Consider the following 20,912-nt stretch of genomic DNA (forward strand, 5'->3'; position numbering starts at 1 on the left):
TGTTATTTTCATAACTTCTGACTATTTTCTCTATTCGGTTGTTAATGTCCTTTTCAATGCTGTGCGGTTGTTCCCGCTACAAGAAGTATAATAACATAATTTTTAAACTGTGTCAACAAGTTTTTTTATTTTTTATTAAATTTTTTATAAATTTAATTTAAATCTATTTTTTCCATCTCTTTCCAATACACCCTCTTCCACAAATTCACTGATAACTCTAGATAAAGATGGCCTACTAACCCCAAACATCTCTGATAACTCCTTTATAGAGTGTTTAAATAATACTTTATCCTCTACTTTATTCTGTTCAATATAATCAAGCATTTTTTCTCTTATTGTTTTCGAATTAAAACTTTTCCAAACTTTATTTGATAAAAATTGAGTTTTATCTGAAATTTCATTTAAAAAGTTTATTAGTATAGTTTCTTTTAAATTAAATAACTTTAAAAGGTTTCTTTTATCAATATGTAAAACTTCAGTTTTTTCTAAAGCTATTAAATCAACAGGTATAATATTGTTTTCACCAAAAATAAAAGCTGAAGCTATTAAATCTCCTGTAGATAAATTCTCTATTTTTTGAACATCACCTGTATCTTTTAACATCTCAGCACTTAAATTTCCATTAATAACAATTGAAATTCCATCTAATGTATCTCCTCTAAAAAAAACTATGTCATCTTTTTCAAATTTTTTTATATCAAAACTTATAGCCTTAAATATTTCTTTTATTTCACTTTCCTCTATATCTTTAAATAATGTTATTTTTTTTAAAAAACTAAAGTTCAATCTATTACCTCCGCGAATTATTTTTATTTATAAATATAATATCATTGTTTATTCAAAAAAATAATAATATAATTATATATAAAAAAGGAGTGATTTAATTTATGAAAAAATTTGGATTGCTTGGAAAAAATATTTCTTACTCTTTTTCTCCAACACTTCATAATAAAATATTTGAATTATACAATTTTGAAGCTGAATACAAAATCTATGATGTAGAAGATGAGGGATCAATAGAAGGCTTCTTAAAAAGTATGAAAGAAGATAACATTTTAGGATTAAACATCACTATTCCATATAAAACAACTATTTTAAAATTTGTTGATGAACTTTCTTCAGAAGTTAAAGATATCGGTGCTGCAAATTGTATAAAATTTTCTAAAAATAAAATAACAGCCTACAACACTGATTACTTTGGACTAATAAAAACTTTTGAAAAAATGGGATTATATTTAAAAAATAAAAAAGTTATTATTTTAGGTAGTGGTGGTGCTGCAAAAGCCTGTATCAAAGCACTTATAGATCTTAATGCTATTGTTTATACAGTCTCTAGAAACCCTGAAAAAACTAAAATGAATTTACTAAATTGCTTTACTATTTCCTATGAAGAACTTTTAGAAACATCTGGTTATCTAATTATAAATGCTACTCCTGTCGGAACTTTCCCTAATACAGAGATTTCTCCTGTATCTAGTGATGTTCTTCAAAATTTTGACTTTGCCTTAGATTTAATATATAATCCTAAAGAAACTTTATTTTTAAAATTTGCACATTCTAAAAACAAAAAAATTGAAAATGGATTTTGTATGTTAGTTTCACAAGGTGTTAAATCAGAAGAGATTTGGAATGATGTAGAATTAAACTATGAAAAAATTTACGATGAACTTGTCGATGAAATTTATAAATAACGGAGGATTATAAATATGAAAAAAATAGTTATTACATGTCCTAAGTGTAAAGAGAAAATGAGAATAATGGATAAAGTTGCTAAATATAGATGCCCTAGTTGCAAAGAGATTTATAAATTTACAACTTTTAAAAGAATAATCCAAAAGTTTCTTGGTTTTTTCCAAGGAATTACACAAACTTTTGTTGATATAAAAACAAATTTTGTAACAAAATATAGAAATACTAAAGCTACATATAATTATATGAAACAGATGAAAACTAATATGAAAAATAATCCTAATTGGTCTAACTATCATAAAGAGCAAGCTGAAGAAAAAAAGATGAGAGATGCACAAAAACCAAATTTCTGGGATAGATTCAAAAAATAAAAAACGGAGAGCAGATTTTTTTGCTCTCCTAATTTTTATTTTACAACTATATTTACAATTTTTCCTGGTACAACAATAACTTTAACTACTGTTTGTCCCTCTATAAATTTCTTAACATTTTCTATTTCTAAAGCTCTAGCTTGAACTTCTTCTTTAGAAATTGTTCTTTCAACTTCTAAAGTTCCTCTTAGCTTACCATTAACTTGAACTGCTATTGCAATTTCATCAGCTATTGTTAACTCTTCTTTATGAGTTGGCCAAGCTTGTAAGAATAACATACCTTCATTCCCCATCTCTTGCCATAACTCGTCACAGAAGTGAGGAGTAAATGGAGATAACATTACAACCACATTTACCATAGCTTCTCTAAATATTTTTTTAGATTCAGATGTCTCTTTATCTGTTCCCAAAACTTGAGTTCTAAAGTCTTGCATCTCATTTAATAACTCCATAGTTGCAGCAATCGAAGTATTGAAGTGATAATCAGCTTCAATAGATTCAGTTACCTTTTTAATTGTTTGATGTAACTTTCTTACTAAAGCTTTATCCTCTTTAGTTAACTTAGAGTAGTCAATTTCTGAAGTATCAGCTAAATACTCTTTATTTTCTAAAACTAATCTCCAAATTTTATTTAAGAATCTAGCAGCTCCTGCTAATCCATTTTCATTCCACTCTAACTCTCTTTCAGGAGGTGCAGCAAACATTATGAATAATCTTGTTGTATCTGCTCCATACTTGTCTATCATTATTTCTGGGTCAACACCATTATTTTTTGATTTTGACATTTTTTCTACTTTTACTTGTAACTCTTCTCCAGTAGTTTTTAAGAATGCTGAGCTTCCTTTAACTTCTACTTCTTCAGGATATAAGAATCTATTCTCATTAGCTGAATAATATGATGGTCCTAATACCATTCCTTGAGTTAATAATCTTTTAAATGGCTCATTAGATGAAAGAAGTCCCATATCTCTTAAAACTTTTGAGAAGAATCTAGAGTATAGTAAGTGCATTACAGCATGCTCTATTCCTCCAATATATTGATCTACTGGTGCCCATCCATCAGCAATCTCTTTTGCAAATGGTAAGTTCTCATTTTTAGGATCACAGTATCTTAAGAAATACCAAGATGAGTCTACGAAAGTATCCATCGTATCTGTATCTCTTCTTGCTGGGCCACCACAACATGGACAGATTGAATGCTTAAAGCTTTCTGATGTCTCTAATGGATTTCCATTTCCTGAAAACTCAACGTCTGTTGGTAATAAAACTGGAAGATTTTCATCATTTTCCATTACTACTCCACACTTTTCACAGTATAAAGCTGGAATTGGTGTTCCCCAGTATCTTTGTCTAGAAACTCCCCAATCTTTTAATCTATATTTTGTAGTTCTTTCTCCAAAACCTTTCTCTTCTACAAATTCTGCTATTTTAGCTAAAGCCTCTTTAGAAGATACTCCATTAAAATCAGAAGAGTTAGTCATTATTCCTGAACCAATAAATGCATTCTTCATCTCAGATGCAACTATTACAATTTCCTCTTTTGATTCCTTATCTATAGGATTGATTACAACTTTAATTGGTAAATCATATTTTTTAGCAAAAGCAAAATCTCTCTCATCATGAGCAGGAACAGCCATTACAGCTCCTGTTCCATAGTTCATTAGTACATAATCTCCTATCCATAGTTGTACTTTTTCACCATTTACAGGATTAATTACATGCCACCCTGTATTTACTCCATTCTTCTCTTTTCCTTCAGCCGTTCTTTCTATCATATCTGTATTCTTCATCTCTGAAACAGCACTTTTTATTGATGGATTAACTTTTATTATTTCATCAACTAATGGATGCTCTGGAGCTATTACTGCATAAGTTACTCCAAATAAAGTATCTACTCTTGTTGTGAATACTGGTAAGTTTTCATCTTTTTCCACTAACCTAAAGTTAACTTCTGTTCCAATAGATTTTCCAATCCAGTTCTTTTGCATTGTCAGTACTTTTTCTGGCCATCCAGCTACTAACTCTTTATGCCCTTCTAATAACTCTTCAGCATAGTCTGTTATTTTAAAGAACCATTGCTCTAAATCCTTTTGAATAACTGGAGTTTTCGAATGTCTCCAACACATACCATCTTCAACTTGCTCATTAGCTAAAACAGTTTGGCAATCTGGGCACCAATTTACTGTTGATTTTTTCTTGTAAACTAATCCCATTTCAAACATTTTCTTGAATATCCATTGATTCCATTTGTAGTATTCAGGAGTATAACTCGCAATCTCTCTATCCCAATCATAAGATAATCCTATCATCTTTAACTGTCTGTTCATATTATCTATGTTAGATTTTGTCCAAATTGCAGGGTGTGCTCCATTTTGAATTGCAGCATTTTCAGCAGGTAATCCAAAAGAATCCCATCCCATAGGATGTAATACATTATACCCTTTCATTCTTTTATATCTAGCTATTACATCTCCAATAGTATAGTTTCTAGCATGTCCTACGTGCAATTTTCCTGATGGATATGGCAACATCTCTAAAACATAGTAGTTCTCTTTTCCTTCTACTTTATCTTCAGTTTTAAATATATTCTCATCTTTCCATTTCTGTTGCCATTTTTCTTCTATTTGGCCAAAGTTATATTCTCTCATTTTTTCACCCCATTAATTTTTCATTTTATCTCATAATATAGCATAAAAAAACCTGTACTTCCACAGGTTTATTTATTTAATATAGGTTTTTAGCTATTTCAGAAAGTATGATTCCTCCAGCAACTGATACGTTTAGAGAGTTTATCTTTCCGTGCATTGGTATTTTTACTAAAATATCACAATTTTCTTTTACTTTCTTTCTAATTCCTTCCCCTTCACTTCCTAAAACTAAGGCTGTTTTATTAGGGTACTTCTCTTCATGATAGAACTTAGTTCCAGAACCTTCAGCTCCATAAACCCAGAAGTCCAACTTCTTTAATTTTTCTATCGCATCTGATATATTTGTAACTTTTACTATATCAACATGCTCAATAGCTCCTGTTGATGTCTTTATTACTGTTTCATTAATTTTTACAGAATTTCTTTCTGGAATAATAATTCCTTTTACACCAAATATTTCAGCACTTCTTATTATTGCACCGAAGTTTCTTGGATCTTGAACTCCATCTAAAATTAAAACTATTGATTTTTCATCTCTAGCTATTTTCTCTATAAACTCACCTAGTTCAATGTAGTAATCATAATCACTAAGATATGCTACAACTCCTTGAGAGTTCTCCTCTTTTTTTCCAACTGAGAATATTTTTATATTTCTTGCAGAAGCTAAAGCTTTTAATTTTCCAAGCTTCTCCTCTCTCATTCCTTTAAAAATCTCAATTTTCTCAATATTGTTAGACTTATTTTGTAATAACTCTATTACAGGATTTATTCCTATTACTTTTTCCATTTTCTCACCCTTATTTATATTTCTACTTTTATTCTTTCTATATCTGCACCTAAAGCTCTAAGTTTAACCTCTAAGTTTTCATATCCTCTATCTACATGGTAAATTCTATTTACTATAGTTTCACCATCTGCTAGTAAACCAGCTAAAATAAGTGATGCTCCAGCTCTTAAATCACTGGCCATAACTTCAGCTGAAGAGAAGTTATCTATTCCATCTATCCTAGCCATATTAGCATCTGTTGTTATCTCTGCTCCCATTCTATTTAACTCTGGAACGTGCATAAATCTATTCTCAAATATCGTTTCTTTTATTTCACTTGTACCTTTAACTAAACACATTAAAGTCATCATTGGTGATTGTAAATCTGTTGGGAATCCTGGATGAGGCATTGTTGTTGCCTTCACTGGCTTTAAGTCTTTAAGTTTTGTTTTAGTTGTTAACGTATCTCCAACTATTTCAAACTCTGCTCCCATCTCTTCTAATTTAGATACAAAGCTCTCTATATGATCTCTTACAACACCTTTAACTGTTATAGCTCCATCAAACATAAGAGATGCAACTATAAATGTTCCCGCAACTATTCTATCAGGAATAATAGAGTATTCACAAGGATTTAATTTTTCAACACCTTCTATCTCTAATCTTCCACTTCCTATGCCGTTTATTTTAGCTCCCATTTTCACTAAGAAGTTACATAGATCATCTATTTCTGGCTCTCTAGCAGCATTTTCTATAGTAGTTTTTCCTTTTGCTTTTACTGCTGCCATTATAACATTTTCTGTGGCTCCAACACTTGGAAAATCAAAAACAACTTTCCCACCGATTAATTCTTCTGCTTCTCCCGCTACATATCCATGATCTATATCGATTTTAACTCCAAGAGCTTCAAATCCTTTTAAATGTAAATCTACAGGTCTCGAACCAATTGCACACCCACCAGGCAAAGAAACCTTCGCTTTTTTTTCATGAGCTAACATAGGTCCCATAACTAAGAAAGAAGCTCTCATTTTTTTTACTAAATCGTACGATGCAACTAATGATTTTAATCCGTTATTTACGATTTTATAAGAGTGATCTCCTAATTTTTCTATTTCAAGTCCTAAACTTTCTAAAAGTTGAACTAAAGTATTTATATCTCTTAAATTTGGTACATTATTTAAAATATATGTTCCTTTCTCTATTAAAGTAGCTACAAAAATTGGAAGTGCTGCATTTTTTGCTCCTTCAACTTTAAGCTCTCCACTTATTTTTTTTCCACCAATTATTTTGAATGCCTCTACGCTCATGCTATCTCTCCTTTTTGTCAAATCTATCTATTGGACACACTTTCCCAAATAATCTATCAAAAAAATTCATTTCTTGAAACTTATCTAAATGCGATGGTAATTTTTCTTTTAACTCTTTATAATGTTTTGGACAAATTTTATGCCCTTCTCCATAAATAAAGCCTTCACTTAAACCAGCATCTGTATATACCTTTGTTGCACTTTCTATTACAACCTCTTTATCTTCATTATCTAAAGCTTCACTTGAGACAACTACTAAACCAATATTTCCTCTAAAGGTTATATCATCAACTAGTGTATATCTAAGTCCTATTTTTTCAGCTTCATCTATGTAAGTTTTTATACATTCAAAGTGAACATCTCTTCTAATTTTTAATAAAATCGCTCTCTTATCTTTCATTACTTCTTTTATCTCGTTGTGAATAAGATTTCTCTCTATCTCTTGTCTATCTAAAGCTGCTAATACATTCTCTTTAAATTCACCTAAATAAATTAGTTTTTCAGTTTGAGTTTTTAAGAAGTGTAGTTTTGCTTTTTCTCTTTCGTTTATTATATCATCTACCACGAAATCACCTTCTATAAAATTTTATTTTTATTAATAATTATAGCATATAAAATCAAAAAAGTGATATAATTAAATATAACATCACTATACAGGAGGTACTATGAGATTCAAACTTTTCCTTTGTTTTATTCTAGTTTTTTCATTAAGAACTTTTACACAGAACGAAATAGTTAACATCTCTGGATTCGTAACTGATAAAGAATTTAGATTAGGAAATGCTACTGTATTTTTTTCTAATAGCTCAAATGTTGTAAAAACAGTAAAAAGTGATATCAATGGAAATTTTAGTATAAAACTTCCTAAAAATAAATATCGAATTATTGTAAAAAAAGAGGGGTATACCTCTTTAATTGGAGATGATTTTTTTGTAGATTATATTTTTAACGAACCTAAACAGCTTATTTTAAATATGACAGATAATAAAATTCATATCTATGGAAAAATTATCAATAAATTTGGAGAAACTATTAAGAATGCCGACGTTAAAATTAAAGTAGGAGAAAATTTAATAGATTTAAAGAGTAATTCAAACGGAGAGTTCTCTTTTGAAGGTCAAATAGGACTTGTCTCTATATTTGCTCAAAAAGATGGATTCTATGGTAATGGGACATCTATGTTAATTCAAAATGAGAAATTTATAAATGATATCTCGATTACTTTAGAAGCTAAAACATTCTATATCTCAGGTGCTCTTGTAAAAAATAACAACTATTTAAAAGATACATATCTTGAACTTATAAATGGTTCTAACAATAAAGTTATTTCTACTATAAAAACTACAAAAGATGGTCTTTTTGAATTTAGAGACATTCTCACTTATGAAAAAGCTTATTTTAGAATTCCTAACTTAGGTTATAAAAGTGAAATTTTTACAATCAATAAAGATTTAAGACAATTTAATATATTTACAGATTAAAAAATAGCAGCTCACAAAAATAACGTGAGCTGCTTTTATTTTTTATTATTTCTTTAATCTTTTATTTAACTCTTCAGCTTGCTTTTCAAATCCTTTTTTCCCTAAAAGAGCAAACATATTTGCTTTGTAAGCTTCTACTCCAGGTTGATCAAATGGATTTACTCCTAATAAGTATCCACTTACTCCACATGCCTTTTCAAAGAAGTAGAACATATATCCTAAGTGATAAGGTGTTGCTTCTGGTATGTTTACGATTAGGTTTGGTACTCCTCCATCAACGTGAGCTAGCACTGTTCCTTCAGCAGCTTTTTTATTAACAAAGTCCATTCCTTTTCCTGCTAAATAGTTTAATCCATCTAAATCTAAATTATCAGCTTCTATTAAAATATCATGCTCTGGAGTTTCAATGTTTACTAAAGTTTCAAATAAAACTCTTTTTCCATCTTGGATGTATTGCCCCATTGAGTGTAAGTCTGTTGAAAAATCTGCAGCTGTTGGTAATAATCCTTTTCCATCTTTACCTTCTGATTCTCCAAATAACTGTTTCCACCACTCACCAATATAATGTAATCTCGGTTCGTAGTTTATTAACATCTCTACATCCTTACCTTTTCTATTTAAAATATTTCTAATTGTTGCATATTTTAAACAGTCGTTCTCTGCATATGGAGCCTTATAGGCTTCTTGAGCATCTCTTGCTCCAGCCATTAACTCATCTATACTTATTCCTGCTGCGGCTATTGGTAATAATCCTACTGCTGTTAATACAGAGAATCTTCCTCCTACATTATCAGGTACCACAAATGTTTCATATCCTTCATCAGTAGCTAACTTTTTCAAAGCCCCTTTGCTTGCATCTGTTGTAGCATAGATTCTTCTTCTTGCTTCCTCTACACCATATTTTTCCTCTAAATGCTTTTTGAATATTCTGAAAGCTATAGCTGGTTCTGTTGTTGTTCCTGATTTTGATATAACATTTACAGAGTAGTCTCTATCTCCGATTACCTCTAATAAATCTTTTATATATTTACCTGATATGTTTTGCCCCGCAAAATATATTTCAGGTCCTTTTCTATTTTCTTTTGTTTGGTTGTTATAGAATGTATGTGATAAGAACTCAATTGCTGACCTAGCTCCTAAATATGATCCACCAATACCAATAACTATTAAAACTTCTGAATCATTTTTTATTTTTTCTGCAGCTAATTTTATTCTATCGAACTCTACTTTGTCATAGTTAGTTGGTAAATCTATCCAACCTAAAAAATCATTTCCTGCTCCTGATCCACTCATCAGAGTTTCTGTTGCAGTTTTACATTGAGCCTCCATTAATGCTAATTCATTTTCATTAAAAAAACCTAGTGCATTTGAATAATCAAACGATAACTTTCTCATAATAATATCTACCTCCATATTAATTAAATCCCTGCATTTTTTTCTAAAGCCTCGATTCTTTTCCTTAACTCATTTACTTCTTTTTGAGTTTCATCATTTTTCTGCCTTATAACCTCAACATCAACTCTTATATTTTCTATTTTTCCATTGAATAAATCTGCATCAAATCCAATCTTAGTTAACTCTCTTGAAAATTCATAAACTAAACTTTCCAAAATTATCAAATCTCCTCTATTAGCTTTTTTTTCATCCAAGCTATTAAACGATCGACTCAACCCTTCTGCAAAACTATATCTCGAAACTGGAAACTCTCCTTTGAATAAAAAACTATCCTCAGAAATAATACCTTCATTTACAAGATTCTCTATTGCTTTATATGCCCAATGATTTTTAGGAACATCGTCAAATATCAGCTCTTTTCCCTGTCCATAAGCTAATGCTATCAGTGTAAAGTATATCACAATTATTTTCTTCATACACTACCTCTTTATGGTTAATTTTTTTTCAATTATAGCACAAAGAATAAAAAAAAACAGCCCTAAAGCTGTTTATATCTTAATTTTGGAGGCGACGACCAGATTTGAACTGGTGAATAGAGATTTTGCAGACCTCTGCCTTACCACTTGGCGACGTCGCCTTCTATTAAATTAATGGTGCCCAGAGGCGGAATCGAACCACCGACACGGGGATTTTCAGTCCCCTGCTCTACCGACTGAGCTATCTGGGCAATAATGGCGGGAGTGACGAGGGTCGAACTCGCGACCTCATGCGTGACAGGCATGCGCTCTAACCAACTGAGCTACACCCCCATTAATTATATGGTGGAAACAACTGGACTTGAACCAGTGACCCCCTGCTTGTAAGGCAGGTGCTCTCCCAACTGAGCTATGCTTCCTTGAAGACAAAACTAGTATAGCACAATCTATTCATTAATGCAACTATATTTTTTATTATTTTTATTTTTTTTGTAAAAGAACAACACAATAAGATTTTATTCCATCTTCATTTCCTGTAAAACCTAGTTGCTCTTCTGTTGTTGCTTTTACACTAATATTTGAGAGCTCTGTTTCTAAAACTCTAGCTATTCTTTCTCTCATCAAATCTAAATATGGTTTTAATTTAGGTTTTTGTGCAACAATTATGCAATCTAAATTTCCAATTCTATAATCTCTATTTTTTATTAACTGAAAAACTCTTTCTAACAAAATCATACTATCAATATCTTTAAACTCATTTGAAGTATCTGGAAAATGTTGGCCAATATCTCCTAAAGCTAATGCACCCAATAATGCATCCATTACTGCATGAATTAATACATCTCCATCAGAATGCCCCAACACACCTTTTAAGTGAGGTATCTCTACCCCACCTAAAACTAATCTTCTACCCTCTACAAGTTTATGAACATCATATCCATTTCCAATTCTTAGCATAATACTCACCTATTTCCATTCATTATAGATTCTGTTATAAAAATCTAAAATCTCTTCTTTTGTAACTGTTGATGTTCCCATTTTCCCCACAACAACTCCTGCTGCTGTATTTGCAATCTTTGCTGCTTCATGAAGACTTACTCCTGCTGCACATGCTAAAGTAAATACAGATATTACTGTATCTCCTGCTCCTGTTACATCAAAAACTTCTTTTGCATATGTCGGTATATTTATTACATCCTCTTCGTGGAAAAGACTCATTCCCTCTTCACTTCTTGTCAATAATAGATTGTCTAATTGTAATTTTTCTTTTAATTCTTTTCCTATAGTTAACATATCATCAAAACTCTTTTTTCCTAAACACTCTACAGCTTCTTTTCTATTTGGAGTCATTGATGTAGCTCCAATGTAATTAAGTGCATTTTTAGGTTTTGGATCTACTGTTACAATTATCCCTTTTTCTCTACATAAAGTTATTATTCTTTTTACAACTCTTGGAGTTAAAACCCCTTTATCATAATCTGATAAAATTATTGCATTTAATCCATCTATTCTTTTTTCTACTTGTTCTAATAAATTATTTTCTAAATTTTCAGGAATTGCTCTAGCATCCTCCCAATCTAATCTTAATAATTGCTGTGTTCCACTTATTATTCTTCTTTTTACTATTGTTGGTCTATCATCTGTTTTTACAATTCCAGATGTCTCTATTGATTTTGCTTCTAGTTCTCTAACTAGTCTCTCACCATCAAAATCTTCCCCTATAACGCCAAAACAAACAGCCTTTGCTCCTAATGTAGATAGATTGTTAACTACATTTGCTGCTCCTCCAAGTACAAATCTCTCTTTTTTTATTGATACAACCGGAACTGGTGCCTCTGGAGATATTCTATCAACTGATCCAATCAGATAATCATCTAACATCATATCTCCAACTACTGCAACCTTTAAATTTTGAAAACTATTAAGTATCTCTTCTAATCTACTTTTTTCCATTTTAAATCTCCTCTATTACTTCAGCTTTTAATTTTATATATAAATCTGTATGTTCTAATCTACTCGATCTACTTTTAAATAAAACTCCAATAGCAGGAATATCTGCTAAAATTGGAACTTTACTATTTATCTTTTGATCTATTTTTCTTTTTAATCCACCAATTAAAATAATATCGTTATTTTTTATTCTAACTTTTGTTTTTAGTTGCCTAGAAATTTTAGAGCCACCCTCTGAATTAAATGTCCCTGAATTTTCATCATTTGGTTTAAATGATTTTTTCAATTTAAAATCACTAGCTTCTAAATCCAAGTCTAGATACACACTATTGTCCTCTTTTATAGATGGTAGTACTTTTAATATTATACCTGCTTCCTTAAATATCGGCCTATAATTTATCGTATCACTACTTGTATTTTCCTCTTTATCTTCACCCACAATTACCTCTTCAGTCATCTTTAAAGTTCCTGTTTCTCCATTTAATAATATAATTGATGGCAAAGCATTCACTGTTAAATCCTGGGTTGTTTCTAATAAATTTAAAGTTAAATCTAATACATCTTTTCCACTATTAAATTTACTTACAAAATTAATAGAACTCCCCATAATTTCACCTAACCCATCAATTCCTGTCGAAACTAATGTTTCAAGATATACACCACTATTTTTATTAGACAGTCGCCCTTGACTATCATAAGCCCAATTAAAACCTAAATCCTCGAATAGATTCTCTTTTACATCAATAATCTCTGCAGTTACTCTCACCTGTTTTTTTCTTTTATCCAATTGATTTATCAATCTCTTAGCTGAATAAATTGCTTCACCATTACCAAAAATTATGATTGAATTATTTCCAGGACTCGTCGAAACTTTCAATTTATCCTCAAAAGTTTCTTTTAAAATCTTTTCTATCTCTTTATAATTTAAATTTTCTAATAAAATATTTTCTATTATATCATCTTTTTTACTTTTTTGTTCCCTTTCTTGAGCTATATTTTTTATAGGTTTATAATTTTTTTTCTCAATATAAAAATCAAATCTATTCACACCCTCTTTTATATCTAAAAAATCCCCCTCATATCTATAATCATCTGAAAGTACTGATATAAAATAAGTGCCTCTAGTTAAACTATCAACTAAATATTCACCATACTCTCCTGATATTGCCTCTAAAGCTTCTCTTCTTTTTAAAATAATTCTAACTCCTTCAACCTCTCTATTTGTATTTATATCATAAACTCTTCCCACCAACATATCTTTATCCTCAGATTTTCTTCCTCTAAAAATAAAAGTATTTCCACTTTGTATTCTTGTTAATCCATAGGTTCTTTCCACTGTTCTTAAAATCTCATCAATTGAAGTACCTTTTTTAAAAAAAACATCTACATTTATATCTTTTATGTATGAATCACCTATTAAAGTATATTTGGAATATTTTGATAGATGTGCTAATAAATCTGTGATTGGAACCTCTTTTAAATCTAACTCCTTTGGATAATTTTCTATTGAAAAAGTTGTTAAGCATATAAAAAGAAATAATATAATTTTCTTAGCCCCCATTATAACATTCTCCTTTTCCCTTCAATATTTCTACTTTTTATTTTTTTAAAAATTCCATTATTATAGTAATCATAATCCATTTTATTTTTTTTATTATTGATTATATACATAACATTCGCTTTTAAATATAAATCAACCCCATCTGTTTCTAACATTATTGAATTCATTTTTAAAGCTATAAATTTTTGTTGTTCTTCCAATTCAGAAATAAAATTATAAACTCCTAACTCACTTCCATATAATTCATAATAAAAATTTCCATAAATTTTTCCATCTACCTCTTCTAATACTTCTCTTCCTACAATTTCTAAATTTAAATTATTTTTTTTATTTAAACTGTTCAAATAATCAAGAACATCTTCAGTTCCCTCAAAAATAAAGTCATCATATTCTTTACTCTCTTTTTTAAATTCAATTTTTTCTAACTTTTCATTATACTCTTTCAAAGCTATCTCTTTTTCTAAAAGAGTTTTTTTTAAACTCTTTTGGATTTGATTCAAACTCTTTTTTTCATGACTTAATTCTTTTAAAGAAATTACTCGATCTATACATATAAACAGTATTATTAAATTTATTATCCAATAAATAATTAGTTGTTTATTTAAATTTATTTGTTTTATTTTCTCTCCAATTCTATTAAGAAATATAATATCTCCCCCTCTTTTCTTACAAAATCAAACTTTGAATTATCAATATCTTTAAATCCTGAAATAAATTTTTTTAATTTGGATATATTTTTCATATCTTTTCCAAATCCCTCTATTTTTATTTTTTTATCTATATATTGAATTTTTTGATATTTTACATCTGATTTTCTAGAAACTTCAGATAGAAAAATTAAATATTCACTCAGATTACTTTTTTCAAAAAAAATTATATTCATATCGTTGTCATCTATTTCTAGATTCATTTTCTGATCGAACTCTGTAATTACTTTTCTATAATTCATATTCTCTTTTTTTAATTCAAAAATTTCATCTCTAAAAACTGAGCTTTTAAAAAAAATAACTCCACATAAAACTAACTCTAAACTTGTTAATAATATCAATATATATTTAACTTTTTTAGAAATTTTATTAACTTTTTTTAATTTCCATCCAATCTCTTCCACTACATTTTTTATCTCTGACTGAATATCTTCATCTAAAGAGATTAAAATTTTTAATACAATTATATCAACATTATCGTAAATGGATAGTAAGTCTTTTACTTCAAAAGGAATATCTTCTTTTTCATTAAAAAGACCTTGATTAATTACTTCTCCATCTTCAATCAATTTTATTCCTCTATCATTAATCTCTAATATTTTCATATTTGATTTTTGCCTCAACTCCTCTAATCTCTCTTTTATTACTTTTAGAAAAATCTCCATCTGGTTTCAAATATTCATAATAAATATCCACTACTATTTCTATTTTCTTTGCTTCTATTTCAATCTCTTTTACAAGCTTTATCTCTAATATATTCATCATCATAGGAGTCAAAATTACCTCACCTGAAATAAGCTTTTTGTTTTGTATTAAACTTTCTCTCTTATAACCGCTTTTGGATATCAGATTAGGTTTTATCCAAATTAAACTCTCATCTTCAAAATATTCAATAATATCTTTATATTCATTTAACTTTATCGCTTTATCACCTTTAAATAGTTCATATTCTGCAATCGTAGATATATTCTCCAACTCCCAATAGATATCATTTGAGGATTTTAAAGCTTGAATCTCATTTACTTCAGCTTTATAAAATAATAAAGTAATCGAAAACATCCATAAAAGGAGTGAAATTATTAATAAAACTAATGGTAATACCATACCTTTATTCCTTAAGTTCTTTTCTATATTCTTTTTTAAAATAGAACCCCTCCAAAGTTACGCCAAACTCTTCTAAATAAAATCTAATTGTCATTCTTCTTAAGACAACTTCGCCACCTTTTAATTCTCTAATAATGTTGTCTGACTTTTTACTAGCATAATGAGAAACTATATAATTACTTGATGTTTGATAATAAATCTCCACCTCTGTTTCATCTTGAAAAGGTATATACCTCTCTATTACTAACATATTTCCCTCTTTTAAACTTTCTTTTGAGTAATCAATAAATCTTGGAATATTTAAATATTCATAAATTTTATAAGATGAAGCTTCATGAAAAGAGGATTGAATTTTTTTTAAAATAATATCACTATCTAACTTTGTTTGTATATCAATAAAAACTCTTCTATTTTCTATATTTAAATACTTAAAATAGATATTTAAAACCTGAAATATCACTGTACTTAGAAAAAAAATAACTATCAATTCAAGCAGTGTCGCTCCTTTATTTTTGTTTATATACATATAAAACTCTCTCTCTTTTTAGCTTTTCTTTTGAAATAGATATTTTTAAAATATAAAAATCTTCATACACATTTCTATTTTGTATCTCTATCTCGAAAGAATCATCTATAGAGATATATTTTGATTCAATACTATTTTTTTTATAAAACACCCTAATTTTTTCAATCTCATTTTCTAATACTTCATAAATATTTACTCTGTTTAAATTTTTTTTTAAAGATATCAGACCAGAGAATAACGGATTTAATAGCAACAATATTATAATCAATGCTACTAAAACCTCTATATATGTTGAACCTCTTTCAGAATTTAACATATACTCCTCCATATTTAAGTAAGACATATGAAAAAATTAAAAATGGACCAAATGCAATCTCTTTATCTATGTTCTTAAAAATAAAATATCTAATAACTATAAAAATTAATGCAGAGATAAAACTTATGTTTATAAACAATAATACATTAAAAAAATTATCAAATTTTAATAGTGTCCCTATAGATATCATTAGTTTTACATCTCCTAATCCGAGGCACTCCTTTTGAAAAAAATCGCTTCCGTAAGTATAAATTAATATAAAAGGTAGTGTATAAAGGGCACTTCCAATAATTCGTGCCCATAAATCATCATTTAAAATCCCGAAATATAGACCTATGAATAAAAGAGTTAAGTTGCTTCTATTCAATATTATTTTCTCTTTAAAATCTCGAATAATTATTTCTACTAAAATAAACATCTCTAATATAACTATTAAATCTCTTTCCATTTTTCCCCACGAATATTAAATTCTAAAGCAGGAGCTACTGGCTCTAAATATAAATCATTTTTATTATTCTCTATTTCTACTTTAACTTTTCCACCATATGTAATTGAATCCTCTGGATTTGCTTTACTTCCTCCTATTTCAAGTAATAAATCTTCTTGTCCATCTCCTATCTTCACTTTATTTCCAATATAATTCTCCAATTTTTCTAAAATAGTAGACATCTTAGTTCCATCTTCACCTGACCACGGATATAAACCTTTTTCTAAATAATAAGTTTCAGAAGCAACTCTCAAATTTTGTAGTGTGTTTATCGCTTTAGAATCTTTTGCCATAGCTAAATAATCTCTTACTTTTGGTACTATAAAACTACTTAAAATTCCAATAACTCCTAAAACTAAAATAATTTCAATAACACTAAAACCTTTTTTCCTTCTCATTACCCCTCCTCTAGATTTCTAATAAATCACCCATATTTAAAATTGGTAAATACAATCCTACAACAAAAATACTTATAATTACTCCTATTATCAATAATAAAATTGGTTCAATTAATTTCAGGATAATTTTTATTCTTTTATTCAACTCCTCCTCTCTTACTAAAGCTATCTCTTTTAAAATAAGTGGAACTGTACCACTCTCTTCACCAATCTTAACCATATCAATCTCTTCTAAAGAAAAAACCTCTAACTTTTTTAAGCAACTTGAAAGTACCTCCCCTTTTTTTATATTTTTTAATATATAAATTCTATTTCTAAAAAAACCTTTATCTAAGTTTTCTAAAATAATATCAACCGCTTTATCTATTGATATTCCTGATTCTAAAAGTAACGCTAGATTATCCAAAATACTTATTATATACTTTTCAATTAAAAATTTTCGAATTAAGGAGTTTTTATATAATAATTTTTTTATTTTTTCTGATTTTAAGCCAAAAAAAACTACACAAATATAAATAGGTATCGTGTAGGGATATTTTGACAATATATATTTAATTTTTAAAATAAATTTTGTTATCAATGGTAATTCATTTTGATTTAGAGAATAAACCGACTCAAAGTTTGGAACTATAAAATAAAAAATAAAAAGAATTATTATTGTTGATATAACTAAAATAAAAATTGGATAAGACAGTGCAATTTTTATTTCGTTATTTAACTTTTCTTTTTTCTCTTTCATTTTTGAAATCTTTAAAAATCCGTCGCCCATTCTTCCTATATTTTCAGAAACATAGATTATTAAAAGCTCTCTCTCTTTTAATAAATTTTCATCTTTCAATATAGAGTATATATTCTCTCCTTTCTCTAATCTTTCACAGAAATTTAAAATTTTAGATTTTAATATTGGATTTTTCGAACTATTCTTTTGAAATTCAATTGCTTTTTTTAAAGAGATTCCAGCATTTAATAATCTTCCAATTCTCAAATACAAATTTTGTAAATCTTTATCCTTTATTTTTTTCTTTATAATCATATAAAGCACTCTCTTACAACTTCTTCTTTAGTTGTTATACCATGCTCAACTTTTGAAAGACCATTCTCTAAAAGATTTTTAAATCCACTTTCTTTTAAATACTCTTTTAGCTCTTTCGTTGATCTATACAGTATTAAATCTCTAACTTCTTTATCAAAAAAAATTATTTCTTCAACAGCCTCTCTACCTATAAAACCATCATTACAGCATTCTTCTCCTTTTCTTCCTTTACAAATAGAACATATTTTTCTAACTAAACGTTGACTTTCTATAGCTGTTATTGCTGTAGCTATTATAAATTTATCTATTCCAAAATTTATAAGTCTATCTATCGCTGTTAAAGAATCAATCGTATGAAGAGTACTAATAACCAAATGACCAGTTAAAGAAGCCATTAGGGCTATTTCTGCAGTCTCTTTGTCTCTTATCTCTCCAACTAAAATTATATCTGGATCTTGTCTTAAAACACTTCTCAATATTACTGAGAAGTCCAGCCCTATTTCATTTTTACATTGAATTTGATTTATATCTGAAAATTGATACTCTATTGGGTCCTCTATTGTTATTATATTAAGATTTTCATTTTCTAAATAGTTAACTATAGAGTAAAGAGTTGTTGTTTTTCCACTTCCAGTTGGACCACAAAATAAAAGTAATCCACTTTTTTTCTTTAATAATTCTTGGATTTTTACTAAATTCTCTGTTGAAAAACCCAAGTTCTCTATCAATAAATCAGAAACATTATTTTTTAATAGACGTATTACTACTCTTTCTCCAAATATTGTTGGCGTTATTGAAACTCTAAAATCTATTTTTTGTTCATTGAACTGGCCTTTAAATCTTCCATCTTGAGGTAATCGTTTCTCTCCTATATCAAGTTCACTCAACAGTTTTATTTTAGTTATAAGCCTAACACCCAAATTTTTTTCTATATCTTCATAGTTTTTAAGATACCCATCTATTCTAATCCTTATTTTTACACTATTTTCTTTTGATTCTATGTGAATATCAGAGGCTCTTTCTCTTATACTCTTTAGGATAAGAATATTCAATATTTCAGCTATATCCTCTCTATTGTATTTTAAATCTTTTGATTCTTTTATTTCTAAAACATCTCTTTTAAAATAAATTTCTTCACTCATTTAAAATCCTCTTTCAATTAATAGTACTTTAAAATCTGTTTTTGTTTCAAAGTTCGAAACTCTAACGTATTTTTTCAAAAAACCTTTCTCAGATTCTACTTTTATCGATATGACTGTTAAAACTAACACTATAAAAAATTTATTTTTCAATAAAACTCCTCCTCTTTCCATCCAATTTTTCCTTCTCCTTCTGAAGAGTAATGATAATCTAAAATATTATTGTAATTAATACCTTCAAGGCTTTTATTTAAATATGTATTTATTTTTAAAATCTTTTCTCTTTGAAAAGTATAAAATGCCAATCTATTTTCTACTTGATTATTATAACCAAAAATATAGAGAGTAAAAGCTTTGCTTAAATTTCCTGTTTTGGTTGTTTCAAAGCTAAATTGTGGATTTCTAATTTTATTGTAAGGAATTTCATAATTTAATTTTTTTGATAAACTCAAGGTCTCTATCACTGTATTGTTCTTTTTTACTCTTATTTCTTTTTCTATAAAATTTAATTCTATCAGATATCTTTCTTTACTGTAAAAAGATTGAATTGAGTATTTGGATACTATAACTTGAAATATTTTTCTATTTTTTTCTAGATCAAGCTTTTCATTAATTTTTATAATTTTTATAAATAAAAAAGAGCTAAAAATAAAAATAATAGTAACAACTACTATTGTCTCTAAAAAAGTTAGCCCTTTGCTTTTTATATTTTTGTTCATAATCACCTTCTTTTAAAGAAAATTATTTTATTTTTTTAAAAGATACATCTAGTTGATCAAAAGATGATATATATTTTACTCCTATACTTTCTAAAAAATCATAAGCTCTTCTAAAGTCTTTTCCTAAATCTGATGCTTTATGTGAATCTGAACCTATTGTTATTATCTCTCCTCCTAATTCAAAATAACGTTTTATTATATTATCACATGGATAAAATCTATTTTCATTGTATCTTATACCTGATGTATTTATTTCAATCCCTTTTCCTTTAGAAATAAGTTTTTTCAAAATCGAATCAATTAGGTCTTGGTATCTTATATAATCTATAAATCCTTTTTTGTCAAGCCCTCCATATCTTGTAATAAAGTCAAGATGTCCCTGAACACTGAATTGATTAAAGTTTTCAACACTTTTTAATATTTCAAAAAAATATTTATCATGTGCTTCATCTCTAGTTTTATCATTCCAAAATTCTTTTTGATCAACTAACAATTTATCAACAGTATGAACAGATGAAATTATAAAATCAAATGGATATTTTTTGATAAGCTCATCTCCTATCTCTCCTAAGTGTTTTTGTACTCCAAACTCCATACCTAATTTTATATCTAAATCTTTTTTATAAAACTCTTTTAACTTTAAAATTGTAGGAACATATTCATCTAAATTCAAATAAAAGTTTAAATCATCTTCTGCTACTTTAACATCTAAATCCATATGATCTGTTATTGCAATCTCTTTAATACCTAATTCAATGGCTTTTTTACAAATTCGATTTAAATCTTCAACGCTATCTCCTGAAAAGCTGCTATGTATATGATAATCACTTATAATCAAT

The 20,912-nt window shown here is 28.1% G+C and carries 25 protein-coding genes and 4 tRNA genes; 3 read left to right on the forward strand and 26 right to left on the reverse strand.

The window, feature by feature from the left end; genetic code table 11:
• Positions 1 to 144: 144 nt before the first annotated feature.
• Positions 145 to 786 carry a Crp/Fnr family transcriptional regulator gene (locus tag Q0O83_RS06465; RefSeq protein ID WP_294095353.1) on the reverse strand — a complete coding sequence of 214 codons (642 nt, stop codon included), beginning with the start codon at positions 784 to 786 and terminating at the stop codon, positions 145 to 147.
• Positions 787 to 887: 101 nt separating this feature from the next.
• Between Q0O83_RS06465 and aroE the strand changes: the two genes are divergently transcribed.
• Positions 888 to 1,691, forward strand: a complete 804-nt coding sequence (gene aroE / locus Q0O83_RS06470; protein WP_294095355.1) for a shikimate dehydrogenase — start codon at positions 888 to 890, stop codon at positions 1,689 to 1,691.
• A 15-nt stretch (positions 1,692 to 1,706) separates the two neighbouring features.
• The gene (locus Q0O83_RS06475) at positions 1,707 to 2,060 is read left to right on the forward strand and encodes a zf-TFIIB domain-containing protein (RefSeq protein ID WP_294095358.1); all 354 of its coding nucleotides are present in this window, start codon (positions 1,707 to 1,709) and stop codon (positions 2,058 to 2,060) included.
• A gap of 35 nt (positions 2,061 to 2,095) precedes the next feature.
• Here the strand turns inward: Q0O83_RS06475 and leuS are convergent, their stop codons facing one another.
• The 4 genes from leuS to Q0O83_RS06495 all read right to left on the reverse strand — a co-directional run bounded on the left by leuS (position 2,096) and on the right by Q0O83_RS06495 (position 7,346).
• On the reverse strand, positions 2,096 to 4,708 hold the full coding sequence (leuS, locus tag Q0O83_RS06480; RefSeq protein ID WP_294095361.1) for a leucine--tRNA ligase: 2,613 nt from the start codon (positions 4,706 to 4,708) through the stop codon (positions 2,096 to 2,098).
• Between the two features lie 76 nt (positions 4,709 to 4,784).
• A complete protein-coding gene (gene rlmB, locus Q0O83_RS06485) occupies positions 4,785 to 5,495 on the reverse strand; it encodes a 23S rRNA (guanosine(2251)-2'-O)-methyltransferase RlmB (protein ID WP_047380878.1) in 711 nt (236 codons plus the stop codon).
• Positions 5,496 to 5,509: 14 nt separating this feature from the next.
• Positions 5,510 to 6,781 carry a UDP-N-acetylglucosamine 1-carboxyvinyltransferase gene (murA, locus tag Q0O83_RS06490; RefSeq protein WP_294095363.1) on the reverse strand — a complete coding sequence of 424 codons (1,272 nt, stop codon included), beginning with the start codon at positions 6,779 to 6,781 and terminating at the stop codon, positions 5,510 to 5,512.
• Between the two features lies 1 nt (position 6,782).
• Positions 6,783 to 7,346 (reverse strand): DUF1694 domain-containing protein, encoded by a 564-nt coding sequence (locus Q0O83_RS06495; protein ID WP_294095364.1) that lies wholly within the window; start codon positions 7,344 to 7,346, stop codon positions 6,783 to 6,785.
• Positions 7,347 to 7,446: 100 nt separating this feature from the next.
• Here Q0O83_RS06495 and Q0O83_RS06500 point away from each other — a divergent pair, with 100 nt between their 5' ends.
• On the forward strand, positions 7,447 to 8,262 hold the full coding sequence (locus tag Q0O83_RS06500; protein WP_294095366.1) for a carboxypeptidase-like regulatory domain-containing protein: 816 nt from the start codon (positions 7,447 to 7,449) through the stop codon (positions 8,260 to 8,262).
• A 45-nt stretch (positions 8,263 to 8,307) separates the two neighbouring features.
• On the opposite strand, the gene Q0O83_RS06505 is transcribed toward Q0O83_RS06500, so the two are convergent.
• From Q0O83_RS06505 to Q0O83_RS06605, 21 genes are all read right to left on the reverse strand, one after another.
• A complete protein-coding gene (locus Q0O83_RS06505; protein WP_294095367.1) occupies positions 8,308 to 9,657 on the reverse strand; it encodes a glucose-6-phosphate isomerase in 1,350 nt (449 codons plus the stop codon).
• A gap of 23 nt (positions 9,658 to 9,680) precedes the next feature.
• Positions 9,681 to 10,133, reverse strand: coding sequence for an S-layer homology domain-containing protein (locus Q0O83_RS06510; RefSeq protein WP_294095369.1), 453 nt, complete (start codon positions 10,131 to 10,133; stop codon positions 9,681 to 9,683).
• An 86-nt stretch (positions 10,134 to 10,219) separates the two neighbouring features.
• Positions 10,220 to 10,294, reverse strand: a tRNA-Cys gene (locus tag Q0O83_RS06515).
• 14 nt (positions 10,295 to 10,308) lie between these two features.
• Positions 10,309 to 10,384, reverse strand: a tRNA-Phe gene (locus tag Q0O83_RS06520).
• Positions 10,385 to 10,389: 5 nt separating this feature from the next.
• Positions 10,390 to 10,466, reverse strand: a tRNA-Asp gene (locus Q0O83_RS06525).
• A 10-nt stretch (positions 10,467 to 10,476) separates the two neighbouring features.
• Positions 10,477 to 10,552: transfer RNA gene (locus Q0O83_RS06530), tRNA-Val, on the reverse strand.
• Positions 10,553 to 10,613: 61 nt separating this feature from the next.
• Positions 10,614 to 11,090: a 2-C-methyl-D-erythritol 2,4-cyclodiphosphate synthase gene (ispF, locus tag Q0O83_RS06535; protein WP_294095371.1), complete on the reverse strand. Its 477-nt coding sequence runs from the start codon at positions 11,088 to 11,090 to the stop codon at positions 10,614 to 10,616.
• A 9-nt stretch (positions 11,091 to 11,099) separates the two neighbouring features.
• Complete coding sequence (gene rfaE1, locus Q0O83_RS06540; RefSeq protein WP_294095374.1) at positions 11,100 to 12,086, reverse strand: D-glycero-beta-D-manno-heptose-7-phosphate kinase; 987 nt, start codon at positions 12,084 to 12,086, stop codon at positions 11,100 to 11,102.
• 1 nt (position 12,087) lies between these two features.
• Positions 12,088 to 13,644: a secretin N-terminal domain-containing protein gene (locus Q0O83_RS06545; protein WP_294095376.1), complete on the reverse strand. Its 1,557-nt coding sequence runs from the start codon at positions 13,642 to 13,644 to the stop codon at positions 12,088 to 12,090.
• Entirely contained in the window at positions 13,644 to 14,144 is a 501-nt protein-coding gene (locus Q0O83_RS06550; RefSeq protein WP_294095378.1) for a hypothetical protein, read from the reverse strand. The genes Q0O83_RS06545 and Q0O83_RS06550 overlap by 1 nt, the downstream gene beginning before the upstream one ends.
• 116 nt (positions 14,145 to 14,260) lie before the next feature.
• A complete protein-coding gene (locus Q0O83_RS06555) occupies positions 14,261 to 14,956 on the reverse strand; it encodes a hypothetical protein (protein ID WP_294095381.1) in 696 nt (231 codons plus the stop codon).
• On the reverse strand, positions 14,937 to 15,455 hold the full coding sequence (locus Q0O83_RS06560; RefSeq protein WP_294095385.1) for a hypothetical protein: 519 nt from the start codon (positions 15,453 to 15,455) through the stop codon (positions 14,937 to 14,939). Before Q0O83_RS06560 ends, Q0O83_RS06555 begins: the two co-directional genes overlap by 20 nt.
• Positions 15,456 to 15,459: 4 nt before the next feature.
• Positions 15,460 to 15,981, reverse strand: coding sequence for a hypothetical protein (locus Q0O83_RS06565; protein ID WP_294095388.1), 522 nt, complete (start codon positions 15,979 to 15,981; stop codon positions 15,460 to 15,462).
• Positions 15,962 to 16,297, reverse strand: coding sequence for a hypothetical protein (locus tag Q0O83_RS06570; RefSeq protein WP_294095391.1), 336 nt, complete (start codon positions 16,295 to 16,297; stop codon positions 15,962 to 15,964). The genes Q0O83_RS06565 and Q0O83_RS06570 overlap by 20 nt, the downstream gene beginning before the upstream one ends.
• Positions 16,284 to 16,745: a prepilin peptidase gene (locus Q0O83_RS06575; RefSeq protein WP_294095393.1), complete on the reverse strand. Its 462-nt coding sequence runs from the start codon at positions 16,743 to 16,745 to the stop codon at positions 16,284 to 16,286. Before Q0O83_RS06575 ends, Q0O83_RS06570 begins: the two co-directional genes overlap by 14 nt.
• Positions 16,730 to 17,182 carry a type II secretion system protein gene (locus Q0O83_RS06580; protein WP_294095396.1) on the reverse strand — a complete coding sequence of 151 codons (453 nt, stop codon included), beginning with the start codon at positions 17,180 to 17,182 and terminating at the stop codon, positions 16,730 to 16,732. Before Q0O83_RS06580 ends, Q0O83_RS06575 begins: the two co-directional genes overlap by 16 nt.
• 10 nt (positions 17,183 to 17,192) lie before the next feature.
• Positions 17,193 to 18,215 carry a type II secretion system F family protein gene (locus Q0O83_RS06585; protein ID WP_294095399.1) on the reverse strand — a complete coding sequence of 341 codons (1,023 nt, stop codon included), beginning with the start codon at positions 18,213 to 18,215 and terminating at the stop codon, positions 17,193 to 17,195.
• Positions 18,212 to 19,357, reverse strand: coding sequence for a GspE/PulE family protein (locus Q0O83_RS06590; protein WP_294095401.1), 1,146 nt, complete (start codon positions 19,355 to 19,357; stop codon positions 18,212 to 18,214). The genes Q0O83_RS06585 and Q0O83_RS06590 overlap by 4 nt, the downstream gene beginning before the upstream one ends.
• Entirely contained in the window at positions 19,358 to 19,507 is a 150-nt protein-coding gene (locus tag Q0O83_RS06595; protein WP_294095405.1) for a hypothetical protein, read from the reverse strand. It abuts the gene before it with no gap.
• Positions 19,504 to 20,073 (reverse strand): type II secretion system protein, encoded by a 570-nt coding sequence (locus Q0O83_RS06600; RefSeq protein ID WP_294095408.1) that lies wholly within the window; start codon positions 20,071 to 20,073, stop codon positions 19,504 to 19,506. Before Q0O83_RS06600 ends, Q0O83_RS06595 begins: the two co-directional genes overlap by 4 nt.
• Positions 20,074 to 20,095: 22 nt before the next feature.
• Complete coding sequence (locus tag Q0O83_RS06605) at positions 20,096 to 20,911, reverse strand: histidinol-phosphatase HisJ family protein (protein ID WP_294095410.1); 816 nt, start codon at positions 20,909 to 20,911, stop codon at positions 20,096 to 20,098.
• Position 20,912: the final 1 nt, after the last annotated feature.

It is taken from the genome of uncultured Cetobacterium sp., assembly GCF_945952365.1.
GTDB lineage: Bacteria > Fusobacteriota > Fusobacteriia > Fusobacteriales > Fusobacteriaceae > Cetobacterium_A.

Excerpts from the sequence above, each read along its gene's own strand:
- aroE (WP_294095355.1), top strand. The coding sequence starts at position 888 with ATGAAAAAATTTGGATTGCTTGGAAAAAATATTTCTTACTCTTTTTCT.
- Q0O83_RS06475 (WP_294095358.1), top strand. The coding sequence starts at position 1,707 with ATGAAAAAAATAGTTATTACATGTCCTAAGTGTAAAGAGAAAATGAGA.
- leuS (WP_294095361.1), bottom strand. The coding sequence starts at position 4,708 with ATGAGAGAATATAACTTTGGCCAAATAGAAGAAAAATGGCAACAGAAA.
- rlmB (WP_047380878.1), bottom strand. The coding sequence starts at position 5,495 with ATGGAAAAAGTAATAGGAATAAATCCTGTAATAGAGTTATTACAAAAT.
- murA (WP_294095363.1), bottom strand. The coding sequence starts at position 6,781 with ATGAGCGTAGAGGCATTCAAAATAATTGGTGGAAAAAAAATAAGTGGA.
- Q0O83_RS06500 (WP_294095366.1), top strand. The coding sequence starts at position 7,447 with ATGAGATTCAAACTTTTCCTTTGTTTTATTCTAGTTTTTTCATTAAGA.
- Q0O83_RS06505 (WP_294095367.1), bottom strand. The coding sequence starts at position 9,657 with ATGAGAAAGTTATCGTTTGATTATTCAAATGCACTAGGTTTTTTTAAT.
- Q0O83_RS06510 (WP_294095369.1), bottom strand. The coding sequence starts at position 10,133 with ATGAAGAAAATAATTGTGATATACTTTACACTGATAGCATTAGCTTAT.
- ispF (WP_294095371.1), bottom strand. The coding sequence starts at position 11,090 with ATGCTAAGAATTGGAAATGGATATGATGTTCATAAACTTGTAGAGGGT.
- rfaE1 (WP_294095374.1), bottom strand. The coding sequence starts at position 12,086 with ATGGAAAAAAGTAGATTAGAAGAGATACTTAATAGTTTTCAAAATTTA.
- Q0O83_RS06545 (WP_294095376.1), bottom strand. The coding sequence starts at position 13,644 with ATGGGGGCTAAGAAAATTATATTATTTCTTTTTATATGCTTAACAACT.
- Q0O83_RS06555 (WP_294095381.1), bottom strand. The coding sequence starts at position 14,956 with ATGAAAATATTAGAGATTAATGATAGAGGAATAAAATTGATTGAAGAT.
- Q0O83_RS06560 (WP_294095385.1), bottom strand. The coding sequence starts at position 15,455 with ATGGTATTACCATTAGTTTTATTAATAATTTCACTCCTTTTATGGATG.
- Q0O83_RS06565 (WP_294095388.1), bottom strand. The coding sequence starts at position 15,981 with ATGTATATAAACAAAAATAAAGGAGCGACACTGCTTGAATTGATAGTT.
- Q0O83_RS06570 (WP_294095391.1), bottom strand. The coding sequence starts at position 16,297 with ATGTTAAATTCTGAAAGAGGTTCAACATATATAGAGGTTTTAGTAGCA.
- Q0O83_RS06575 (WP_294095393.1), bottom strand. The coding sequence starts at position 16,745 with ATGGAAAGAGATTTAATAGTTATATTAGAGATGTTTATTTTAGTAGAA.
- Q0O83_RS06580 (WP_294095396.1), bottom strand. The coding sequence starts at position 17,182 with ATGAGAAGGAAAAAAGGTTTTAGTGTTATTGAAATTATTTTAGTTTTA.
- Q0O83_RS06585 (WP_294095399.1), bottom strand. The coding sequence starts at position 18,215 with ATGATTATAAAGAAAAAAATAAAGGATAAAGATTTACAAAATTTGTAT.
- Q0O83_RS06590 (WP_294095401.1), bottom strand. The coding sequence starts at position 19,357 with ATGAGTGAAGAAATTTATTTTAAAAGAGATGTTTTAGAAATAAAAGAA.
- Q0O83_RS06600 (WP_294095408.1), bottom strand. The coding sequence starts at position 20,073 with ATGAACAAAAATATAAAAAGCAAAGGGCTAACTTTTTTAGAGACAATA.